Raw genomic sequence first — 19,224 nt, 5'->3', positions numbered from 1 at the left:
GTGCCCGGCGCAGGGATCAAGCCTGACCGCCCGGAGCCGGGCACGGTCGCCCCCGGCCCTCAACAGCGACCACAGGCTAGGCAGAACGCCACGAGTGGGAGGAAAGAGCAGAAGCCTGCGGACCCATCAACAGCATCCCCCCGTCCACCGCCCACGACGCGCCCGTCACGTACGCCGCAGCCGGTGAGGCGAGCATCGCCACCACCGCCGCCACCTCGCGGGCGTCACCGGGCCGTCCCACCGGCACACCGGGACGCTCCTGCGTGAACGGGTCGACGTCCTCCTGCCCGGTCATCGGCGTGGCGATCTCACCCGGGGCGACCGCGTTGACGGTGATCCCGTCGGCGGCCAGTTCCTGCGCCATCACCTTGGTGAGCAGGCCGAGCCCGCCCTTGGCCGCGCAGTACGCCGACGAGCCGACCCGGGGCGCGTGCTCGTGCACGCTGGTGATGCTGATGATCCGGCCGCCCCGCCCGGCCGCGCGCATCCGCCGGGCGGCCCGCTGCGAGCACAGGAACGGCCCGTCCAGGTCCACCGCCAGCACCTCCCGCCACTTCTCCCAGCTCACGTCCACGAAGGGCTCGGACAGGCCGGTGCCGGCGTTGTTGACGAGCACGCCCAGGCCGCCGAGCCGGTCGGCCAGCGCGTCGACCACCGCCGCCGCTTCGGGGAGCCGGGTCAGGTCCAGCCCGGCGGTCTCGCAGCGGCGGCCGGTGGCACGTACCTCGGTGGCGGTGCGGTCGGCGCCCGCCGCGTCGCCGTACCAGGTGATGCCGATGTCGTAACCGGCTTCGGCGAGCGCCACCGCGCACGCCCTGCCGATGCCGGAGTCGGCGCCGGTGACGATCGCGACGCGGTCGTAGTCCTCGTATCGTTCGGGCATGTCCGCGCACTACCCGCGGGCGGTGACCTCAACCGGCCGGACGACCCCGGCTCGCCCGGCGGTGTCGTCGGACCCGCTCGCTAGGGTACGGGCGTGATCGCCGATGACTCCGATGCCGTGACATTCCGCTTCCTGCGCATGATGCGTGCCGAGATAGGCGCCGAACGGGTGGGGGAGGATTCGCTCGGCCGCACCGTCGACCTGGCCCGGCGCTGGTGGGGCACCGGCGACGCCGCCGACGCGCGACTCGCCGACGCCCTGCGGGAGCTGCACGGCGAGCCGGTCGACCTGGCCGATCCGCACGACGTGGCGGGTGCCGCGAGTGCTCTGACCGCCGACGCCGGCCTGCTCACCGAGCCGGACCCGCGCGGCGCGGCGATCGCCCGGTTCGCCGCCAACGCCCGCCGGCTGCGCATCGGCGAGATCACCCCGGCCGAGTTCGACGAGCTGATGGCGCGCGACCGCACCGACCCCGACGCCTGACCACGAGGCGGTCGGCTACCAGCGCCGTCGCCGTGCGCCCGAAACCTGCGCGTCGGCGACCACGCCGCGCGACCGGCAGCCACCACGCCGCCCGACCGGTCGTCATCACGCCGGCGGGGTCAGCCCGTCCGGACCGGCACGGCGAACTCCGGCGCCTCCGCGGTGAGCAGCGCCGTCCGGGACGGCACGCGCCACAGTTCGTCCAGCGCCGCCGCCAGTTCGTCCAGCATCCGGTGTACGGCCGGCGTCGCGCCCTCGTGCATCGCCTCGATCACCACGAGCACGTCGGAGGTGTCGTCTCGTACCGCCGACGCGCCGCTCTGCCGGTGGCACCAGCGCCGGGCGTGCGCGTGTCCACCCTGGTCGGCGAAGATCACCTCGCCGGGCGCGGGGTGTTCGCTCTCCCCGCCGAGCCCCAGGTAGTGCTCCGTGCCGTCGGCCGGGCGCACGGTCAGGTCGCCGTCGATCCGGGCCAGGTCGAGCACGGCGACCGGCACCGCGTACCGGGTGGACAGCGCGTTGCCGAGGTCCACGAGCGGATGTAGCCGGGGCAGGTCCGCGTCCCGCCGCAACCGGCGCAGCAGCGACTCGGCCGCGCAGCGGTAGCGGGTCGGCGGGCAGCCCATCCGGGTGAACGCGCGACGCCACGCCTGGATCTCCGGGAAGCCACCCTCCGGCCCGGCGGCGAGCCGGTCCCGGGCGGTACCCAGATACCCGGCCGGCCGCGGCGTCACGTCGACGTCGGGCGTGACGCCCGTGGCGTGCAGGACGCCGCAGGTCAGTTCGGGGAAGGCCGACCAGATCTCGGGGGAGTGACGGAAACGCACGGGAGGACTCCTTCTGAGCGGTGAGGGCGGGTCAGGCGGTGAACGCGAGGCCGAGGCCCAGGACGAGGAAGCTGCCGGCGAAGGCGTGCCGCAGCAGCTCGGTCAGCCGGGGCCGGGACAGCACGCGGCGGCGCAACGCGCCGGCCAGGAGCGCGTACCCGGCGAACACCAGCAGCGTGACGGCCATGAACACCAGGCCGCAGGCGAGCATGCGCGCTGTGGCGGCGGGCGCGTCCGGGGGCACGAACTGCGGCAGGAACGCCACGAAGAACACCGTCACCTTCGGGTTCAGCAGGTTCAGCAGGACCCCGTCCCGGAACACGGCCGCCGCCGGACGGGGAGGCCGGTCACCGTCGAGGGCGAACGTGCCCCGGTCGCGCAGCGCCGACCAGGCCATCCAGAGCAGGTACGCCACACCCAGCCAGGTCACCACGCGGAACGCCGGGGTGCCGGCACGCAGCAGGGCGGCCAGGCCGGTCACCGCGGCGATCACGTGCGGGACGAGGCTGAGCGTGCCGCCGGCGGCAGCGGCCAGGCCGGCCCGGCGTCCGCCGGTCACGGCGGTGGCGAGCGTGTGCATCACCCCGGTGCCCGGAGTGATCGCGAGGACGAGCGAGGTCAGCAGGAAGGCGACTGTCATGCGGTCCAGCCTGTGACCATAATGGTCCGATGGACAGGGCCAAAGTCGTTGTTCCCGAGGAGTCCAAAGCGGCGGGTGCGGACTTCCTCCAGCTCGACGTCGGCGAGGCGCCACCCGGTGGCCGCGCGGACTGGCTGGCCGCCCGGCTGCGGTCCGCGATCGCCGACGGCCGGGCGCCGGTGGGCACCCGCCTGCCGGCCAGCCGGGTGCTCGCCGCCGAGCTGGGCGTCTCCCGTGGCGTGGTGACCGAGGCGTACCAGCGGCTGGCCGAGGACGGGCAGGTGGCGGGACGCGGCCGGGCCGGAACGGTGGTGGTCGCCACGCCGGCCGCCGTGGTCACCCGGCCGCCCGAGCCGAGGCGGGCACCGGACGTGTTCGCCACCCGGCCCGGCTTCGACGCCTTCGACGAGTTGCGTGCCGTACCCGCGCAGGTGGACCTGACTCCCGGCGTACCCGATCTGGCGGCCTTTCCCCGCGCGGCCTGGTTGCGGGCCGAGCGGGCCGTGCTGCACCGGATGACGCCCGCCGCGCTCGGCTACGGCGACCCGACCGGCACGCCCGCGCTGCGACTGGCGGTCGCGAGCTGGCTGGCCCGCAACCGGGGCGTCCGCGCGGACCCGGCCGAGGTGGTGATCGTGGCCGGGGTGTCCCAGGCGCTCGGCCTGCTCGCGCGGGTGCTGCACGACCGGGGTACGCACACCGTGGCGGTGGAGGATCCCGGCTCCCTCGGCGTGCGGCAGCACCTGGTCTACTCCGGGCTGGCGACACCGCCGGTGCCGGTGGACGACCGGGGACTGTGCGTCGACGAGCTGGAGCGCTGCGGCGCGCCGGCCGTGCTGCTCACCCCGGCGCACCAGTTCCCGACCGGTGTGGTGCTCGACGGCGACCGGCGCCGGCGGCTGCTGCGGTGGGCACGCGACGGCGGCTTGGTGGTGGAGGACGACTACGACGCCGAGCACCGCTACGACCGTCCGCCGGTGCCGGCGCTGCGTGCCATGGCGCCGGATCGGGTCTGCTACGTCGGCAGCATCTCCAAGCTGCTCGCGCCGGCGCTGCGGATCGGGTGGATGCTGGTGCCGCCCGCGCTGCACGCCGACGTGGTGGCCGCGAAGCGGGCGGCCGACCTCGGCAACGCGGCGTTGCCGCAGCTCGTGCTGGCCGAGCTGATGGAGTCCGGCGCGCTGGAACGGCACCTGCGGCTGCTGCGCCACCGGCACGTACGCCGCCGGGACGCGATGATCCGGGGGGTCCGCGCGTACCTGCCGGGGGCTGTGGTGCACGGTGCGGCGGCCGGGCTGCACCTGATGGTCACGCTCCCCGGCGACGTCGACGACCGGGTGCTGGTGGCGGCGGCGCTGCGCCGGGGCGTCAAGGTCCATCCGCTGTCCTGGCACGGTCAGCGCCCGCAGCCATCCGGCCTGGTCCTCGGGTACGCGGCCACCCCACCGTCCGAGATCGACCGAGCCCTCGCGACGGTGGCCGACGCACACCGAGCCCTGCCCGGCTGATCAAGGAGTTCGTGTCCGAGTCGATCTCCGGCAAGGGCACAAACTCCTTGATCAACCGGGGAGAGGCGGGGTGGGCAGGGGCGGGAGCGGGGGTGGGGGGTAGAGGGCGGCCAGGGCGGTGGCGGTCTCGGCCAGGCGGGCGCGCAGCGGGGCGGGGGAGAGGACCTCCACCTCGGCGCCGAGCCGGAGCAGGTCGCCGTGGGCGTGGGTGAGCGACTCGATCGGGATGACCGCGTGCACCCAGCCGCCGGCGTCGGGCGGGCCGGCGCTCGCCTCGGCGGCGGCCACCACCACGTCGCTGCCGACCTCGCGCAGCCGGGCGAACCCGCGCGGCGACAGCCGGATGCGCGCCTCGTCGCGGTGCAGACCGGCCCGGAACTCCACCACGTGTGCGCGCCACCAGGCCGGCAGGTCGAACTCCGGCCGCTCGAACGGCTCGTCCAGCGGGGTCAGATCGAGGATCTGGTTGACCCGGTAGGTGGCCGGGTCGGCGCGGTCCGGCCGGGCGGCGACCAGGTACCAGCGTCCGCCCTTGAGCACCAGCCCGTACGGTTCGAGGACCCGGGTCGTCTCGCCCCGCCAGCCCCGGTAGCGCACCCGGACCCGGTGCTGCCGCCACACCGCCTCGGCGGCCTCGGCCAGGTGCGGCGACGGGTCGCCGTCGGAGTACCAGCCCGGCGTGTCCAGGTGGAACCGCTGCTCCAGCCGGGCCGCCCGGTCGGCCAGCGGCGCGGGCAGCGCGGCCCGCAGCTTGAGCTGTACGGCGGTGACGACCGACTGGTAGCCCAGCTCGGCGGCCGGTCCGGGGAGCCCGGCGAAGAGCAGCCGGTCGGCCTCCTCGGCGGTCAGCCCGGTCAGCCGGGTCCGCCAGCCCTCCACGAGCCGGTAGCCGCCGTCGTGTCCGGCCTCGCCGTACAGCGGGATGCCGGCGGCGTGCAGCGCTTCCACGTCCCGGTAGACGGTGCGCGCCGACACCTGGAGGCGGTCGGCCAGGTCGGCGGCGGTGAGCCGGCCGTGCGCCTGAAGGAGCAGCAGGATGGACAGGAGTCGACTGGCCCGCATTCCACTGACACTAGCTGTCAGGGAAGCGGTCCTAGCGTGCCCGCATGGCTTTTCACGACAAGGAGCTGACCGTGCCGGGGACCGTCGAGGCCGGCGGCCGGCACGTCAAGCGCTACCACATCGACCAGCCGGACCGCCGCCTCGAACCGCGGGTGGTCGACGCCGCGTACGCGTACCTTCCGAGGCTGCTGCCCGGCCCGGACGGCGCCACCCCGTCGGCGAGTTGGGTGGTGCTGCACCGGGGCGCGGACACCGGGGCGTACCTGCTGGCGTACAGCTGGTTCTTCGACAACGTGGTCGAGTGCCGTATCGCGATCGCCGGGCAGCCCGCGCTGGACTGCCCGGACGACGACCCGGCGCACTTCGTCGACCTGACCCGGCCCGGCGTCGGGTGCGTCTGGGAACTGGGCGTGCTGGAACACGAGCGCGCCGCCTGGATCCGGCACGTGCTCGCGCCGGACCGGCCGGACCTGGCCGGCTACCTGGCCGACACCCGGGCCGAAGGGCCGGTGGGGTTCTGATGGGCGACTTCGACTTCCTCGTCGGCACCTGGGACGTGACCAACCGGCGCCTGCGGCAGCGCCACGTCGGCGGCGACGACTGGGACGAGTTCGCCGGTGTCAGCGAGGCGCGCTCGTTCTTCGACGGCGCGGGCAGCTTCGACGAGATGCGCTGCCCGAGCCGGGGTTTCTCCGGCTCCTCGGTGCGCGTCCTGAACCCGGCGACCGGGCTGTGGTCGATCTACTGGATGCACAGCGCGCGGGGCGTGCTGGAGCAGCCGCCGGTGGTGGGCCGGTTCACCGACGGTGTCGGTGCGTTCTACGCCGACGACACCGACGAGGGGCGGCCGGTGCGCTGCCGGTTCCTCTGGTCGGCGATCACCCCGGTCTCCTGCCGGTGGGAACAGGCGTTCTCCACCGACGGCGAGCGCACCTGGGAGACCAACTGGGTCATGGAGTTCCGCCGGACGGCGTGACCGGCGGCGTGGTGGTCCGGTAGATCGCGGTCAGCCACACGTCGAGCAGCACGTCGACCACGTCCCGCTCGGCCACCGCCGGGCCGTCCCCGGCGAACGTGGCGTACCAGACGCGTTCGTTCATCGAGTTCAGCGCGATGGCGAGGTCCCGGGCGGGCAGCCCGTCCGGGGCCGCGCCGCGGGCGCGTTCGGCCTCGATCGCGGCCTGCACCGCGCGGACCCAGCGTTCCAGCACCTCGGCCCAGAGCCGCCGCACCTCGGCGTTGGTGCCGCGCACCTGGGCGCAGGCCAGCACCACGTCGCGGTGCCCGCCGAACGTGGCGTGGAACCGGGCGATCAGCTCCCGCCAGTGGGCGCGCGGATCCTCGGCGAGCCGCTCGAACACGCCCCCGGCGGCGGCGTCGGCCTCCTCGGTGACGCGGTCGAGCAGCGTGAGCAGCACCGCGTTCTTGGACGGGAAGTAGAAGTAGAACGTGGGCCGGGAGATCCCGGCGCCGCGGGCCAGGTCGTCGATGGAGATGTCGGCGAACGGGCGCTGGGTCAGCAACCGCTCGGCCGTGGCCAGGATCGCGGTCTCCCGCTCGTCGCCGGTGGACCGGCCGGCCCGCCGCCCGCGCGTCGGCGCGGCGCCGGTCGGCGTACGGGCGGTCGTCATGTCGGCTGATGCTACACCCGCTCGACACCGTGTCGGTTCGACTCGACACGGTGTTGACTGCGGTCGACGGCGATGGATAGTGTCCGGTCCACCGCCGGTGCGAACGGGAGAAGCGATGGCCGCAGACCACGTCGACGTCCTCATCGTCGGGGCCGGCCTGTCCGGCATCGGCGCCGCTGTCCACCTCGGACGCGAGTGCCCCGGCAAGACCTACGCGGTGCTGGAGGCCCGGGGCGCCATCGGCGGCACCTGGGACCTGTTCCGCTACCCGGGCATCCGCTCCGACTCCGACATGTACACCCTCGGCTACTCGTTCAAGCCGTGGACCGACCCGAAGGCGATCGCCGACGGCGACTCCATCCGGGCGTACGTGCGTCAGACCGCCCGCGAGTACGACGTGGAGCGGCACATCCGCTTCCACCACCGGGCGGTACGCGCCGAGTGGGACAGCGCCACCGCGCGGTGGACGGTGCACGCCCACCGCGACGACACCGGCGAGGACGTCACCCTCACCTGCGGGTTCCTGTTCACCAACTCCGGCTACTACCGCTACGACGAGGGCTACACGCCGCGGTTCCCCGGCGTCGAGAAGTACGCCGGCACGCTCGTGCACCCGCAGCACTGGCCCGAGCACCTGGACTACACCGGCAAGCGGGTCGTGGTGATCGGCAGCGGCGCGACAGCCGTAACCCTGGTCCCGGCCATGGCCGAGCGGGCCGCCCACGTCACCATGCTCCAGCGCTCACCCACGTACGTCATCGCGCTGCCCTCGCGCGACCCGTTCGCCGACGCCGCGCGGCGGTGGCTGCCCCCGAAGGCCGCGTACGCGGTGGCCCGGTGGAAGAACGTCACACTCGGCGTGGCCAACTTCCAGCTCAGCCGCCGCGCCCCCGGCGTGGTGAAGCGGTTCCTGCGCCGGGCCGCGAAGGGCCGGCTCCCGTCCGGGTACGACGTCGACAGGCACTTCTCGCCCCGCTACAACCCCTGGGACCAGCGGCTGTGCGTGGTGCCGGACGGGGACCTGTTCGCCGCGCTGAGCGCCGGCCGCGCGTCGGTGGTGACCGACACCATCGACACGTTCACCGAGCGGGGCATCCGGCTCGCCTCCGGCGAGGAGCTGCCCGCCGACGTCGTGGTCACCGCCACCGGCCTCAACCTGCTCGCGCTCGGCGGCATGACCCTGAGTGTCGACGGCGCCGAGGTCGACCTCGCCTCGACTGTGGCCTACAAGGGCACGATGCTCTCCGGCGTGCCGAACTTCGCCATGACCATCGGCTACACCAACGCCTCCTGGACGCTCAAGGCCGACCTCGTCGCCACGTACGTCTGCCGGCTGCTGCGCCACCTCGACGACACCGGCCGGCAGATCGTCACGCCGCTCGCCCCGGACACCGACGACCTGGTGCCGATCATCGACCTCCAGTCCGGGTACGTGCTGCGCGCCGTCGACCAGCTCCCCAAGCAGGGGCCGCAGGCGCCGTGGCGGCTGCACCAGAACTATCCCCGCGACGTACGCCTGATGCGGCACGGCCCGCTCACCGACGGCGTCCGGTTCACCCGCGCCGGCGCGCCCGCCACCGCCCCGGCCGCCACGACCAGCTCCGGAGGAACCGATGCGTGACCTCGTCTTCCCCGGCGGCACGGCGGTGCTCACCGGCGCCGCGAGCGGCATCGGCGCGGCGCTGGCCCACGGGCTGGCCCGGCGCGGCGCCGACCTGGTGCTGCTCGACCGGGACGCCGACGGCCTGGCCGCCACCGTCGCCGCGATCCGGGCCGCGTACCCGGACCGGCGGGTGGAGACCCACGTGGTGGACCTGGCCGACGCCGACGCCACCGACCGGGTCGCCGCCGAGATCCACCGCGCGCACCCCCGGATCCGGCTGCTGATCAACAACGCCGGCGTGGCGCTGGGCGGGCGCTTCGACCAGGTCACCCTGGAGGAGTTCCTCTGGGTCATCGAGATCAACTTCCGGGCGGTGGTCCGCCTGACCCACGCGCTGCTGCCCGCGCTCAAGGCCGAGCCCGGCGCCCACCTGGTGAACGTGTCCAGCCTGTTCGGGCTGATCGCGCCCGCCGGGCAGGCCGCGTACTCGGCGAGCAAGTTCGCCGTGCGCGGCTTCACCGAGGCGCTGCGCCACGAACTCGTCGACGACGGCATCGGCGTCACCTCGGTGCACCCGGGCGGCATCCGCACCCGGATCGCCGCCAGCGCCCGCGTCGGCAGCGGCGTGGCCCTCGACGAGTACGAGGCCGGGCTCAAGCAGTTCGAGAAGCTGCTCACCATCGACCCGGCGACCGCCGCCGAGATGATCCTGCGCGGCGTGCAGCGACGCCGCGGCCGGGTGCTGATCGGCTGGTCGGCGAAACTGCCCGACCTGCTCGCCCGCGTCGCCCCGGCCGGTTACGGCAGGGTGCTGGCCCTGGGCATGCGCCAGCCCCCGGCCCGGCCCGGCGCCGCGCCCACAGCTCCGCCCGCCGAGGCGCCCACCGTCGCGACCGACGCCACCGTGCCGGTTCCGTCTCCCCGGTCCGGCGAGGAGGCCGCGGCGGAACCCGGACGCCAGGCGTGACGCTCGCCCTGCCCCCGGCCGACGAGCGCACCGTCGACGGACGGCGTACCCGCTGCCGGATCAGCGGCGACGGGCCGCCCGTGGTGCTGCTGCACGGCATCGGCCGTACCCTCGACGACTTCACCGCCCTGCACACCGCGCTGGCCCGCGACCACCTGGTGCTCGCGGTGGACCTGCCCGGGCACGGCGGCTCCGCGCCGCTGGACGGGCCGCACACGCTCCCGGCCCTGGCCGCCGCGGTGGCCCGCTTCCTGGACGTGGCCGGGGTGACCGGCCCGGCGCACCTGGTCGGCAACTCCCTCGGCGGGGCGGTGGCCATGCGCCTGGCCGCCGACGCGCCGCGGCGCGTCGCCAGCCTGGCGCTGCTCAACAGCGCCGGCTTCGGCCGCGAGGTGACAGTGGCGCTGCGGCTGCTGGCGGTACGCCCGCTGGCCCGGCTGCTGCTGCGCCCGCACCCGAGGATCGCCCGGCGCACCGAGCGGGCGATCTTCTACGACCCGGCGTACGTCACCGACGAGCGGATCGCCACCGCGCTGGCCGCGGCCGGTCAGCCGCACGCCGCCCGGGTGATGCTGGAGCTGGTCCGCGACCTGGGCACCTGGCGCGGCGTACGCCCGCAGTGGCGCGCCGACCTGCTCGACGCCGTGGCCGCGCTCGACCTGCCCACGCTGCTCGTCTGGGGCGAGCGCGACCTGGTCCTGCCCGCCGCGCACCTGGCGTACGCCCGCACGCGGCTGCCGAACGCGCGCAGCCACCTGTTCCGCGACACAGGGCACATGCCGCAGATCGAGCGGACCGCCGAGGTGGAGGCGCTGCTGCGCAAGCTGTGGGCCTGACCGTGGCCTTCGCCACTGTCCCGGCCCGCGCCGGACCGTCCGGACGGCCCGGGGAGCAAGCTTAGATACATGACGCATCCCAGCCGGGTCGCGCCGTCCGCCGCCGAGCGGGCGTACCGGCACCTCAAGCAGGCCATCCTGGAACAGGTCTACCCGGGCGGCCAGCTCGTCAGCGAGGGCGAGATCGCCGAGGCGACGGGCATGTCCCGCACCCCGGTCCGGGAGGCGCTGCTGCGGCTGGAGACCGAAGGGCTGGTCAGGCTCTACCCGAAGCGCGGCGCGCTGATCCGGCCGGTGTCGGCCCGGGAGATCGCCGACGTCATCGAGGCCCGCCGCCTGGTCGAGCTGCACGCCGCCGACCGGGTCTGGCCGCGCCGCGCCGAGCTGCGCGCCGACCTGGCCCGCCGGCTGGACGAGATGCGCCGCGCGCACGCCGCCGGTGACCTCACCGCCTTGATGGCGGCCGACCGCTCGTTCCACGCCGCCGTGGTCGAGGCGGCCGGCAACGAGATCCTGGCCGAGCTGTACCACCGGCTGCGCGACCGGCAGCTGCGCATGGGCGAGGCGAGCTTCCGGCTCTCGCCCGGCTGGGCCGAGGTCGCCCTCACCGAGCACGCCGGGCAGCTCGCCGCGCTCGACGGCGACGACCCGCAGGCGTGGCACGACGCGGTCGCCGCGCACATCGACACCGCCGCGCGGATGCTCGGAACGCTGCGGTGAGCGCGGCTCGCCGGCCCGCCGCCCTGGTGTACGCGGTGGCGCTGACCGCGTACCTGACCGCCGTGTTCCACCGCAGCTCGCTCGGCGTCACTGGGGTCGACGCGGCGGACCGCTTCCACATCAACGCCGCCGCGCTCGCCACGTTCTCCGTCGCCCAGCTCGCCGTCTACGCCGTCATGCAGGTCCCGGTCGGGGTGCTGCTGGACCGCTACGGCTCGCGCCGGCTGCTGCTGGCCGGCGGCGCGCTGATGGTGGCCGGGCAGGTCATGTTCGCCGTCGCCGGGGACGTGCCGCTCGCGGTCGCCGCCCGGGTGCTCGTCGGCCTCGGTGACGCGATGACGTTCATCAGCGTGCTGCGCATCGTCGCGTTCTGGTTCCCCGGCCGGCGCAATCCGCTGCTGGTGCAGCTCACCGGCACCGTCGGCCAGCTCGGCGCGGTGCTCGGCGCCGTACCCCTGGTGCTGCTGCTGCACCGCGCGGGCTGGACTCCGGCGTTCCTGACCGCCGCGGCGCTCGGCGCGACAGTGGTGCTGCTGGTGCTCGTCGCGGTCCGTGACACCCCGCACGCCGAGCACGCCACCGCGCTCGCGCCCGACCTGGCCACCGTGCGCCGCCGGCTCGCCGAGGCGTGGGCCCAGCCGGGCACCCGGCTGGGCCTGTGGACGCACTTCGTCACCCAGTTCTCCGGCTCCGTGTTCGCGCTGCTGTGGGGCTACCCGTTCCTGGTGCAGGGACAGGGCTTCTCGCCCACCGCGGCGGCCGGGCTGCTCACCGTGATGACGATGGTGACGCTCGTGTGCGGGCCGGTGCTCGCGCACCTGTGCGCCCGCTACCCGTTCCACCGCTCGGTGCTGGTCTTCGCGATCACCGCCGCCACCGCCGGGATGTGGGCGGTGGTGCTCGCCTGGCCCGGCCGGGCTCCGCACGCGCTGCTGGTGGCGCTCGTGGTGGTGCTCGCGGTGAACGGTCCCGGGTCGATGATCGGGTTCGACTACGCCCGCTCGTTCAACCCGGTGCACCGCATCGGCAGCGCCACCGGCATCGTCAACGTCGGCGGCTTCGCCGCCTCGATCGTGCTGATCCTGGCCGTCGGCGTGGTGCTCGACCTGGCCACCCCCGCCGGGCACGACGCGCCGCCGCTGTCCGCGTTCCGGTGGGCGTTCGCCGTCCAGTTCCTGCTCTGGGCGCTCGGCGCGGCGCAGGTGCTGCGCTACCGCAACGCCGCGCGTCGCCGGCTCGCCGACGAGCGGGCCGCCGCGACGGTTGCGGCACCCGCCTGAGTACGCGGGCGGCCCGGCGATGTGCGGGCGGCCCGGCCCGGCTTCGGCTCGGGCGGCTCAGCGCCCGTGCCGGACCAGCGAGTCGAGCACCAGGGTCAGCCCCGCGCCGACCAGCCACACGTCCTTGGCCAGGCCGATGCCGGCCTGGCTCGGCCGCAGGCTGGTGCCCTCGCGCATGCCCGGCGTCTTCAGGTAGAGCTGCACCAGGCCCGCGCCGAACGCGGTGAGTGCGGCGCCGGCCAGCAGCGACGGGACGAACGGGGCGAGCAGCGCCGCGCCGAGCGCGACCTCGCCGCGCGACAGCAGCACGGCGAACCGGTCCGGCGGGATCTGCCGCAGCTGCGGCATCGCGCCGGCCGCCATGCCGTGCATGCCCGCGGCGGCCTCACCCTCCAGGCCCCGCTTGCCCAGCCCCGAGTTCAGGATGTACGCGCCGATGGCGACCCGCAGCGGCGCATGCGACAGCCTCATGATCACTCCCGTCCCACCTGGTAGAACCGGCACACCGGGTACCCGGTCATGACCAGGACAATCCGACGGGCTTCATTGGTTCGCGGGTCATGATCAGCGGTAGGTTCTGGGTGCAGACGCACGTAACGAAGGAGGCACCGTGAGCCAGGAAGTCCGGGGAGTCGTGTCGCGGCGCAAGGGCGCGCCCGTGGAGGTCACCACCATCGTGGTGCCGGACCCGGGGCCGGGCGAGGCGGTGGTCCGCATCCAGTCGTGCGGCGTCTGCCACACCGACCTGCACTACCGCGAGGGCGGCATCAACGACGACTACCCGTTCCTGCTCGGCCACGAGGCCGCCGGCATCGTGGAGCAGGTCGGCGACGGCGTCACCGACGTGGCGCCCGGCGACTTCGTGGTGCTCAACTGGCGCGCGGTCTGCGGGCAGTGCCGGGCCTGCCGGCGCGGCCGCCCCTGGTACTGCTTCGCCACCCACAACGCGACGCAGAAGATGACGCTCACCGACGGCACCGAGCTGACCCCGGCGCTCGGCATCGGCGCGTTCGCCGAGAAGACGCTCGTGCACGCCGGACAGTGCACGAAGGTGGACCCGTCGGCCCGGCCGGCAGCGGTCGGCCTCCTCGGCTGTGGCGTGATGGCCGGTCTCGGCGCGGCCATGAACACCGGCAACGTGACCCGGGGCGACTCGGTCGCGGTGATCGGCTGCGGCGGCGTCGGCGACGCGGCGGTGGCCGGCGCGGCCCTGGCCGGCGCGACCACGATCATCGCGGTGGACACCGACTCCCGCAAGCTCGACTGGGCGCGCAAGTTCGGCGCCACCCACACCGTCAACGCCTCCGAGGACGACGCGGTGGAGGCCATCCGCGCGGCCACCGGCGGCTTCGGCGCCGACGTGGTGATCGACGCGGTCGGGCGTCCGGAGACGTGGAAGCAGGCGTTCTACGCGCGCGACCTGGCCGGCACCGTCGTGCTGGTCGGCGTGCCGACCCCGGAGATGACCGTCGACCTGCCGCTGCTGGACGTCTTCGGCCGCGGCGGCGCGCTCAAGTCCAGCTGGTACGGCGACTGCCTGCCCAGCCGCGACTTCCCGATGCTGACCGAGCTGTACCGGCAGGGCCGGCTGGACCTGGACGCGTTCGTCACCGAGGAGATCGCCCTCGACCAGGTCGAGGAGGCGTTCGCCCGGATGCACCACGGCGACGTGCTGCGCTCGGTGGTGGTCTTCCCGTGACCGCCCGCGTCGACCACGCCGTCACCTCCGGCACGTTCTCGCTCGACGGCCAGACGTTCGACGTGGACAACAACGTCTGGGTGATCGGCGACGACGCCGAGTGCGTCGTCCTCGACGCGCCGCACGACGCGGCGGCCGTCCGCGAGGTGATCGGTGACCGGCGGGTGCTGGCGATCATCGCCACCCACGCCCACGACGACCACGTCCGGGTCGCGCCCGAACTGGCCCGGGCCACCGGCGCGCCGGTGCTGCTGCACCCGGCCGACCGGGTGCTGTGGGACATGGTGCACCCGGACACGCCGCCGGGCGGCGAGCTGACCGACGGGCAGACGTTCACCGTCGGCGGGACCACGCTGCGGGTGCTGCACACGCCCGGTCACAGCCCCGGCGCGTGCAGCCTCTACGCCCCCGACCTGGGCGCGGTCTTCACCGGCGACACGCTGTTCGCCGGTGGACCGGGCGCGACCGGGCGGTCGTACAGCGACTTCGGCACCATCGTCGAGTCGATCCGTACCCGGCTGCTCACGCTGCCGCCGGAGACGGTGGTGCACACCGGGCACGGCGACGACACCACCATCGGGGCCGAGGCGCCGCACCTGGACGAGTGGATCGCCCGGGGCCACTGAGGACGACACACCCGCGCGGGCCCGGCCGGAGCACCCCGGTCCGGGCCTGCGCGCGTCGGGGCCGGACTCGTCACCGGCGCGGAAACCGCGTGGCCGCGCGACGTCCGGTCCGGTGATACTCGGGCCCGTGCCCGTCGCCATCCTCACCGACGCCCAGTCCGCCGCGCTGCGCCACGTCCGCGACGTCGCGCTGCGCGACCGCTCCGCGGCGCTCGCCGTCATCGCCCGCCACCTCGCCGCCTCCGGCACGACCTACCGGTACGAGGAGGTCGTCGCCGCGATCACCGGGAACGGCCGGTTGACGCTCAACTTCCACCCCGACCGGGTGCTGCGCGACGGCCGCACCGTGGTCGAGGCGCTGGACGAGGAGGGCGTCTACCGCAGCCAGTTCGAGACCGGCGTCTCCAACGGCGGCCTGACCGCGTACCCGGGCGGCGACCGGGACGTCTGGGAGCAGGCGATGTTCGGCGGCGCGTACCAGCGTCCCGGCGTGCTCCCCGCGGAGCGCCCGAAGTACGGCGGCCTGAACCTGCTCGACCACGCCGACGGCGCGTGCCCCCGGTTCGGGTCCTGCCACATGCGGCTGCGCCCGGAGGCGCTGGCCCGGGCCACGTTCAGCTTCGGTGACAGCCACGTCGAGCCCACCGAGTTCGGCACCGTCGACGTCTTCGAGCCGGTGTTCGCGGCGCTGCTGACCGCCACCGCCGGGACCGGCGTGGCCCTGGGCGTGGCCGGCACGGACACCGGCACGCTGCTGCGGACGCTGCTGCGGCGGCGGGAACGGGAGTCCGGGCGGGTCGGCCGGGCGCTGGACGACTACATCGAGGCGCAGGTGCACGGCGAGATCAGCCTCGCCCGCGACGTGGAGGCGCTCGTGGTCGACCCGTCGTTCCGCGGCACCGACGTGGGGCGGCGCCTGGAGGGGATCGCCGGGCGGCACGGCCTGGCGCTGCGCTTCCATCCGGGCTTCGTGCTGCCGGTCGACGGCGTGGACGCCGAGTTCCGCGGCCCGGACATCCCGCCGCTCGCCGCGCGCGTGCACGCCGAGTTCGCCCGCCCGGGGGAGCCGCTGCACGCGGCGCTCGTCGGCCGCGCCGCCGCCTCGGTGGTACGCGAACCGCAGCGCTGGGCCGACCGGGGACCGGCCGAGGTGACGCTCCAGCACCTCAAGCAGCTCTGGCACGTGCTGGTCCGGTTCGGCGTTCCGGCCTGATCGTCCCGGTCTGCGGTGGCCGCGGCCCCGCTGCCCGGAATTCCGGGTGACCTGGACCGCAGCCTCCGCCCTGCCCGGCATTTCCGGAATGACCGACAGGGCGGCATCGTTGTGTCCCCCGTACCGCCGGAACCCAAACACCTACCCGGCGGTAGTCCCTCGAGGGGCGCTCACCCCGGAGCGCGTCGTAACGATCGAAAGGGCAACCATCGTGAAGCAGCACTTCACTCGATGGCTCCCCGCCATCGCGAAGACCGCCGTCGCGAAGACCGCCGCCGTCTCCCGTAACCGCCGTGCCGCGCTGAGCGTGGCGGGGGTGGCCGTACTGGGCGGACTGGCCGTCGGCCCCGTCGCCGTGGCCGCGCCGGTCACCAGCGGGCCGCACGCCGGCGCCAAGGCCGCCATCGACCTGGCCACCGGCAAGAAGACCTCCACCGAGTCGGTGAAGCCCGGCCAGACCACCGGCCTGGACAAGGTGCCGACCAGGGCCGACCGGCCGGCCAAGGAGAAGCTCGTGCCGCACGGCGTCGAGGGCGCGCAGTCGCGCATCCCGCTCGACGACGCGCAGCTCGACAACGCCAAGGCCATCGTCGAGGCGGCCAAGGAGACCGGCGTGGGGGAGCGGGGCGCCGTGATCGGCGTCGCGACCTCGCTCCAGGAGTCGAAGCTGTACAACCTGGGTCACCTCGGCGCGTACAACGACCACGACTCGGAGGGCCTGTTCCAGCAGCGCCCGTCGTCCGGTTGGGGCACGTCCGAGCAGATCACCGACCCGGAGTACTCCAGCAAGGCGTTCTTCAACGCGCTGAAGAACGTCGGCGGCTGGCACGAGCTGCCGCTGACCACGGCCGCGCAGACGGTCCAGGTGTCCGCCTACCCGTACGCGTACGCGCAGTGGGAGGAGCAGGCGGCGGACATCGTCCAGCAGGTCTGGTAACCCGACCCGTACAACGGCCGGCCCCCTTCCAGGGGTGCCGGCCGTTGTCGTCGATCTTGGAGCTGTGGCACCTCCCAGCCGTCGTGAAACGGACATCCCGGGCGCCAGAACTCCAAGATCGACGGGGGAGGGGCGCGGGGTGGGGGCGATGTCCGGTTGCGCTGTGGTGGGCGGCACCCCGTCGGCGGAATCGAGGGCGGGCGGGTGGCGTTGTAACCCGGTGCGCGACCGGAGCGGCGCCGCCGAGCGCCCCCGGCGGGAACAACCCCGGGCCGCCGGTCGTTGCAGATGCACCCGGCACGCCCCGCGCTGCCGGACCCCCGAGATCCCCTTGAGCGCCTGACGGTGCCCACGCATCCACCCCCGGATGCGTCGACCCCCGAACGGAGCCCATCATGAACACGATCCTGCGCAAGAGCATCCTCGGTATCGCCGGTCTCGCCTTCACCGGTGGCGTGTTCGCCGGTCCGGTCGCCGCCCACGCGGCGGAGACCACCACGCCGGCCGCCGTCGCGGTCCAGGGCGTGAGCCCGCAGGGCGCGCAGTCGCACGTGGACCTGAACGACGAGCAGCTCGCCAACGCCAAGGCGATCATCGCGGCCACCAAGAAGGCGGGCCTGCCCGAGCGCGCCGCGGTCATCTCGATCGCCACCGCGCTGCAGGAGTCGAAGCTGGAGAACCTGGGTCACCTGGGTGACCGCAACGACCACGACTCGCTGGGCCTGTTCCAGCAGCGGCCGTCCAGCGGCTGGGGCACGCCGGAGCAGATCACCGACCCCGAGTACTCGACGCTGGCGTTCCTCAAGGGCCTCAAGCAGGTCGACGGCTGGCAGGACATGCCGCTGACCGAGGCCGCGCAGACCGTGCAGGTCAGCGCCTACCCCGACGCGTACGCGCAGTGGGAGAAGCAGGCCGCCGAGATCGTCGCCGAGCACTGGAACAAGTAAGACCTGACGAGAGGCCGGCACCCGGATCGGGTGCCGGCCTTTCGCGTGCCCTCAGCCGCTGTGCGCGGCGAGCCACGACAGCACCGGCTCGACCACCGACGGGTCCAGCGGCTGCTTCGCCTCGTCCCGGTACGCCCGCAGCGACGGCGGCCCGGGTTGGCGGCGCAGCACGTGGGTGACGTCGGGCAGCACCCCTGTCTGCACCGGCCCGCCCGCGTGCGCGGCGATGACCGGCAGGTCGGCCGGGTCGGTCTGGAGGTCCTTGTCGCCGGTGAGCGCGAGGATCGGGGCGTCGACGCGGGCCAGGTCCGGCCGGGGGTCGTAGCGCAGGAACTCCCGGAACCAGCGGGCGTTGAGCCGCTGCCCGCCGACCCACGCCACGTCCTTGTCGGTGGCGAGGATCTTCTCGTGGTTGCGGGCCACCTTCGCCACCAGGTCGGTGCGGGTGAGCCGGAGCACGAGGCGTACCGGCGCGGGCAGGGTGGGCAGCAGTCGCCCGGCCTGCCAGCGCAGCACCTCGGCGCCGGTGCGCCCGGGCGCGGAGAGCAGGACCAGGCCGGCCAGCGGTACGCCGCGCGCGGCGAGCGCGACAGCGGTGAGTGCGCCTTCGCTGTGCCCGACCAGGAACATCCGCCCGCCGTCCACGGCCGGGTCGTCGCGCAGCGCGGCGAGGACGGCGGCCGCGTCGTCGACGTTGTCGTGGAAGCCGGTACGCAGGAACTCGCCGCTGCTCTCGCCGACGCCCCGCCGGTCGTACCGGGCCACCGCGATCCCGGCCCCGCTCAACGCGGCGGCCAGGTGCCGCTGGATGCCCAGGGGCAGGCGGCGGTGGTCGCCGTCGCGGTCGATCGGCCCGGAGCCGGGCAGCAGCAGCGCCACCGGATGCGGCCCGGCGCCGTCGGGCAGCGTGAGCGTGCCGGACAACCGCTGCCCGGCCGAGTCGACGGCGAGCGGACGGTCGATCGTCACCGCAGCACCGCCGCGGCCACCGCGTCGGCGTCGTCGGCGCCGATGAGCAGGGAGTCGTACGCCTGGCCGGTGAGGGTGATGCGGACGGCCGGCTGCCCGCCGCGGACGCTGACGAACTCCTTGCCGGCCTTGCCGCGCCAGGTGCCGACGTTGCGCGTGCGGGGGACGCCGAGTCCGGGCGCCCGGATGCCGCGGGTGGCGCGGGCACCGTCCGGTACGACGACGGCGCCGCTGACGGCGGAGCGGGGGAACGACAGGTCGCCGCGCAGGGCCCAGATCTTCTCGGCGGTGGTGAGCCGGACGTCGATGCGGTCGGCGGTGATGTCGATGGTGGCCATCGGCGAACTCCTCAGTTCTGTTATCGTCAGTGAGAACATTACCGGAGGCGATAAC

Annotated in this window: 22 protein-coding genes; 14 read left to right on the top strand and 8 right to left on the bottom strand. The window is 74.4% G+C overall.

Going from position 1 to position 19,224, the window contains the following annotated elements; all coding sequences use genetic code 11:
* Positions 1 to 76 precede the first annotated feature (76 nt).
* Positions 77 to 883, bottom strand: coding sequence for an SDR family oxidoreductase (locus M8C11_RS24390; protein WP_252453429.1), 807 nt, complete (start codon positions 881 to 883; stop codon positions 77 to 79).
* Positions 884 to 976: 93 nt separating this feature from the next.
* Between M8C11_RS24390 and M8C11_RS24385 the strand changes: the two genes are divergently transcribed.
* Positions 977 to 1,366, top strand: a complete 390-nt coding sequence (locus M8C11_RS24385) for a hypothetical protein (protein ID WP_120569812.1) — start codon at positions 977 to 979, stop codon at positions 1,364 to 1,366.
* 119 nt (positions 1,367 to 1,485) lie between these two features.
* On the opposite strand, the gene M8C11_RS24380 is transcribed toward M8C11_RS24385, so the two are convergent.
* Together M8C11_RS24380 and M8C11_RS24375 are read right to left on the bottom strand one after the other, a co-directional pair.
* Positions 1,486 to 2,193 carry a B3/4 domain-containing protein gene (locus tag M8C11_RS24380; protein ID WP_252453427.1) on the bottom strand — a complete coding sequence of 236 codons (708 nt, stop codon included), beginning with the start codon at positions 2,191 to 2,193 and terminating at the stop codon, positions 1,486 to 1,488.
* A gap of 31 nt (positions 2,194 to 2,224) precedes the next feature.
* On the bottom strand, positions 2,225 to 2,833 hold the full coding sequence (locus M8C11_RS24375; RefSeq protein WP_252453425.1) for a LysE family translocator: 609 nt from the start codon (positions 2,831 to 2,833) through the stop codon (positions 2,225 to 2,227).
* A gap of 29 nt (positions 2,834 to 2,862) precedes the next feature.
* On the opposite strand from M8C11_RS24375, the gene M8C11_RS24370 reads away from it, so the two are divergent.
* A complete protein-coding gene (locus tag M8C11_RS24370) occupies positions 2,863 to 4,341 on the top strand; it encodes a PLP-dependent aminotransferase family protein (RefSeq protein WP_252453423.1) in 1,479 nt (492 codons plus the stop codon).
* Between the two features lie 51 nt (positions 4,342 to 4,392).
* On the opposite strand, the gene M8C11_RS24365 is transcribed toward M8C11_RS24370, so the two are convergent.
* Positions 4,393 to 5,403: a YafY family protein gene (locus tag M8C11_RS24365; protein WP_252453421.1), complete on the bottom strand. Its 1,011-nt coding sequence runs from the start codon at positions 5,401 to 5,403 to the stop codon at positions 4,393 to 4,395.
* A 44-nt stretch (positions 5,404 to 5,447) separates the two neighbouring features.
* Between M8C11_RS24365 and M8C11_RS24360 the strand changes: the two genes are divergently transcribed.
* Together M8C11_RS24360 and M8C11_RS24355 are read left to right on the top strand one after the other, a co-directional pair.
* Positions 5,448 to 5,924, top strand: a complete 477-nt coding sequence (locus M8C11_RS24360; protein WP_252453418.1) for a hypothetical protein — start codon at positions 5,448 to 5,450, stop codon at positions 5,922 to 5,924.
* Positions 5,924 to 6,379, top strand: a complete 456-nt coding sequence (locus M8C11_RS24355) for a hypothetical protein (protein ID WP_252453415.1) — start codon at positions 5,924 to 5,926, stop codon at positions 6,377 to 6,379. The genes M8C11_RS24360 and M8C11_RS24355 overlap by 1 nt, the downstream gene beginning before the upstream one ends.
* On the opposite strand, the gene M8C11_RS24350 is transcribed toward M8C11_RS24355, so the two are convergent.
* Positions 6,354 to 7,034, bottom strand: coding sequence for a TetR/AcrR family transcriptional regulator (locus tag M8C11_RS24350; RefSeq protein WP_151500884.1), 681 nt, complete (start codon positions 7,032 to 7,034; stop codon positions 6,354 to 6,356). The genes M8C11_RS24355 and M8C11_RS24350 overlap by 26 nt on opposite strands.
* A 115-nt stretch (positions 7,035 to 7,149) precedes the next feature.
* Here M8C11_RS24350 and M8C11_RS24345 point away from each other — a divergent pair, with 115 nt between their 5' ends.
* The 5 genes from M8C11_RS24345 to M8C11_RS24325 all read left to right on the top strand — a co-directional run bounded on the left by M8C11_RS24345 (position 7,150) and on the right by M8C11_RS24325 (position 12,440).
* Complete coding sequence (locus M8C11_RS24345) at positions 7,150 to 8,655, top strand: NAD(P)/FAD-dependent oxidoreductase (protein WP_252453412.1); 1,506 nt, start codon at positions 7,150 to 7,152, stop codon at positions 8,653 to 8,655.
* Entirely contained in the window at positions 8,648 to 9,604 is a 957-nt protein-coding gene (locus tag M8C11_RS24340) for an SDR family oxidoreductase (protein ID WP_121686236.1), read from the top strand. Before M8C11_RS24345 ends, M8C11_RS24340 begins: the two co-directional genes overlap by 8 nt.
* Positions 9,601 to 10,440: an alpha/beta fold hydrolase gene (locus M8C11_RS24335; protein ID WP_252453409.1), complete on the top strand. Its 840-nt coding sequence runs from the start codon at positions 9,601 to 9,603 to the stop codon at positions 10,438 to 10,440. Before M8C11_RS24340 ends, M8C11_RS24335 begins: the two co-directional genes overlap by 4 nt.
* Positions 10,441 to 10,509: 69 nt before the next feature.
* Positions 10,510 to 11,160 (top strand): GntR family transcriptional regulator, encoded by a 651-nt coding sequence (locus tag M8C11_RS24330; RefSeq protein ID WP_252453406.1) that lies wholly within the window; start codon positions 10,510 to 10,512, stop codon positions 11,158 to 11,160.
* Entirely contained in the window at positions 11,157 to 12,440 is a 1,284-nt protein-coding gene (locus M8C11_RS24325) for a nitrate/nitrite transporter (protein WP_252453403.1), read from the top strand. Before M8C11_RS24330 ends, M8C11_RS24325 begins: the two co-directional genes overlap by 4 nt.
* A 57-nt stretch (positions 12,441 to 12,497) precedes the next feature.
* Here the strand turns inward: M8C11_RS24325 and M8C11_RS24320 are convergent, their stop codons facing one another.
* Positions 12,498 to 12,911 (bottom strand): hypothetical protein, encoded by a 414-nt coding sequence (locus tag M8C11_RS24320; protein ID WP_121686242.1) that lies wholly within the window; start codon positions 12,909 to 12,911, stop codon positions 12,498 to 12,500.
* A 139-nt stretch (positions 12,912 to 13,050) separates the two neighbouring features.
* Between M8C11_RS24320 and M8C11_RS24315 the strand changes: the two genes are divergently transcribed.
* The 5 genes from M8C11_RS24315 (at position 13,051) to M8C11_RS24295 (ending at position 17,862) form a co-directional block, all read left to right on the top strand.
* The gene (locus M8C11_RS24315) at positions 13,051 to 14,139 is read left to right on the top strand and encodes an S-(hydroxymethyl)mycothiol dehydrogenase (protein ID WP_013286410.1); all 1,089 of its coding nucleotides are present in this window, start codon (positions 13,051 to 13,053) and stop codon (positions 14,137 to 14,139) included.
* Positions 14,136 to 14,765: an MBL fold metallo-hydrolase gene (locus tag M8C11_RS24310; RefSeq protein WP_252453400.1), complete on the top strand. Its 630-nt coding sequence runs from the start codon at positions 14,136 to 14,138 to the stop codon at positions 14,763 to 14,765. Before M8C11_RS24315 ends, M8C11_RS24310 begins: the two co-directional genes overlap by 4 nt.
* Before the next feature lie 112 nt (positions 14,766 to 14,877).
* Positions 14,878 to 15,978 (top strand): DUF3626 domain-containing protein, encoded by a 1,101-nt coding sequence (locus M8C11_RS24305; RefSeq protein ID WP_308212783.1) that lies wholly within the window; start codon positions 14,878 to 14,880, stop codon positions 15,976 to 15,978.
* A gap of 211 nt (positions 15,979 to 16,189) precedes the next feature.
* Positions 16,190 to 16,915, top strand: a complete 726-nt coding sequence (locus tag M8C11_RS24300) for a hypothetical protein (protein WP_120569828.1) — start codon at positions 16,190 to 16,192, stop codon at positions 16,913 to 16,915.
* 395 nt (positions 16,916 to 17,310) lie between these two features.
* Positions 17,311 to 17,862 carry a hypothetical protein gene (locus M8C11_RS24295; protein ID WP_121686419.1) on the top strand — a complete coding sequence of 184 codons (552 nt, stop codon included), beginning with the start codon at positions 17,311 to 17,313 and terminating at the stop codon, positions 17,860 to 17,862.
* Between the two features lie 51 nt (positions 17,863 to 17,913).
* Here the strand turns inward: M8C11_RS24295 and M8C11_RS24290 are convergent, their stop codons facing one another.
* The gene (locus M8C11_RS24290) at positions 17,914 to 18,831 is read right to left on the bottom strand and encodes a S9 family peptidase (RefSeq protein WP_252453394.1); all 918 of its coding nucleotides are present in this window, start codon (positions 18,829 to 18,831) and stop codon (positions 17,914 to 17,916) included.
* A complete protein-coding gene (locus tag M8C11_RS24285; protein ID WP_135240228.1) occupies positions 18,828 to 19,169 on the bottom strand; it encodes a hypothetical protein in 342 nt (113 codons plus the stop codon). The genes M8C11_RS24290 and M8C11_RS24285 overlap by 4 nt, the downstream gene beginning before the upstream one ends.
* Positions 19,170 to 19,224: the final 55 nt, after the last annotated feature.

The organism is Micromonospora sp. CPM1, assembly GCF_023896895.1.
Lineage (GTDB): Bacteria > Actinomycetota > Actinomycetes > Mycobacteriales > Micromonosporaceae > Micromonospora > Micromonospora tulbaghiae.
This window is presented reverse-complemented; position numbering and strand designations above follow the sequence as displayed.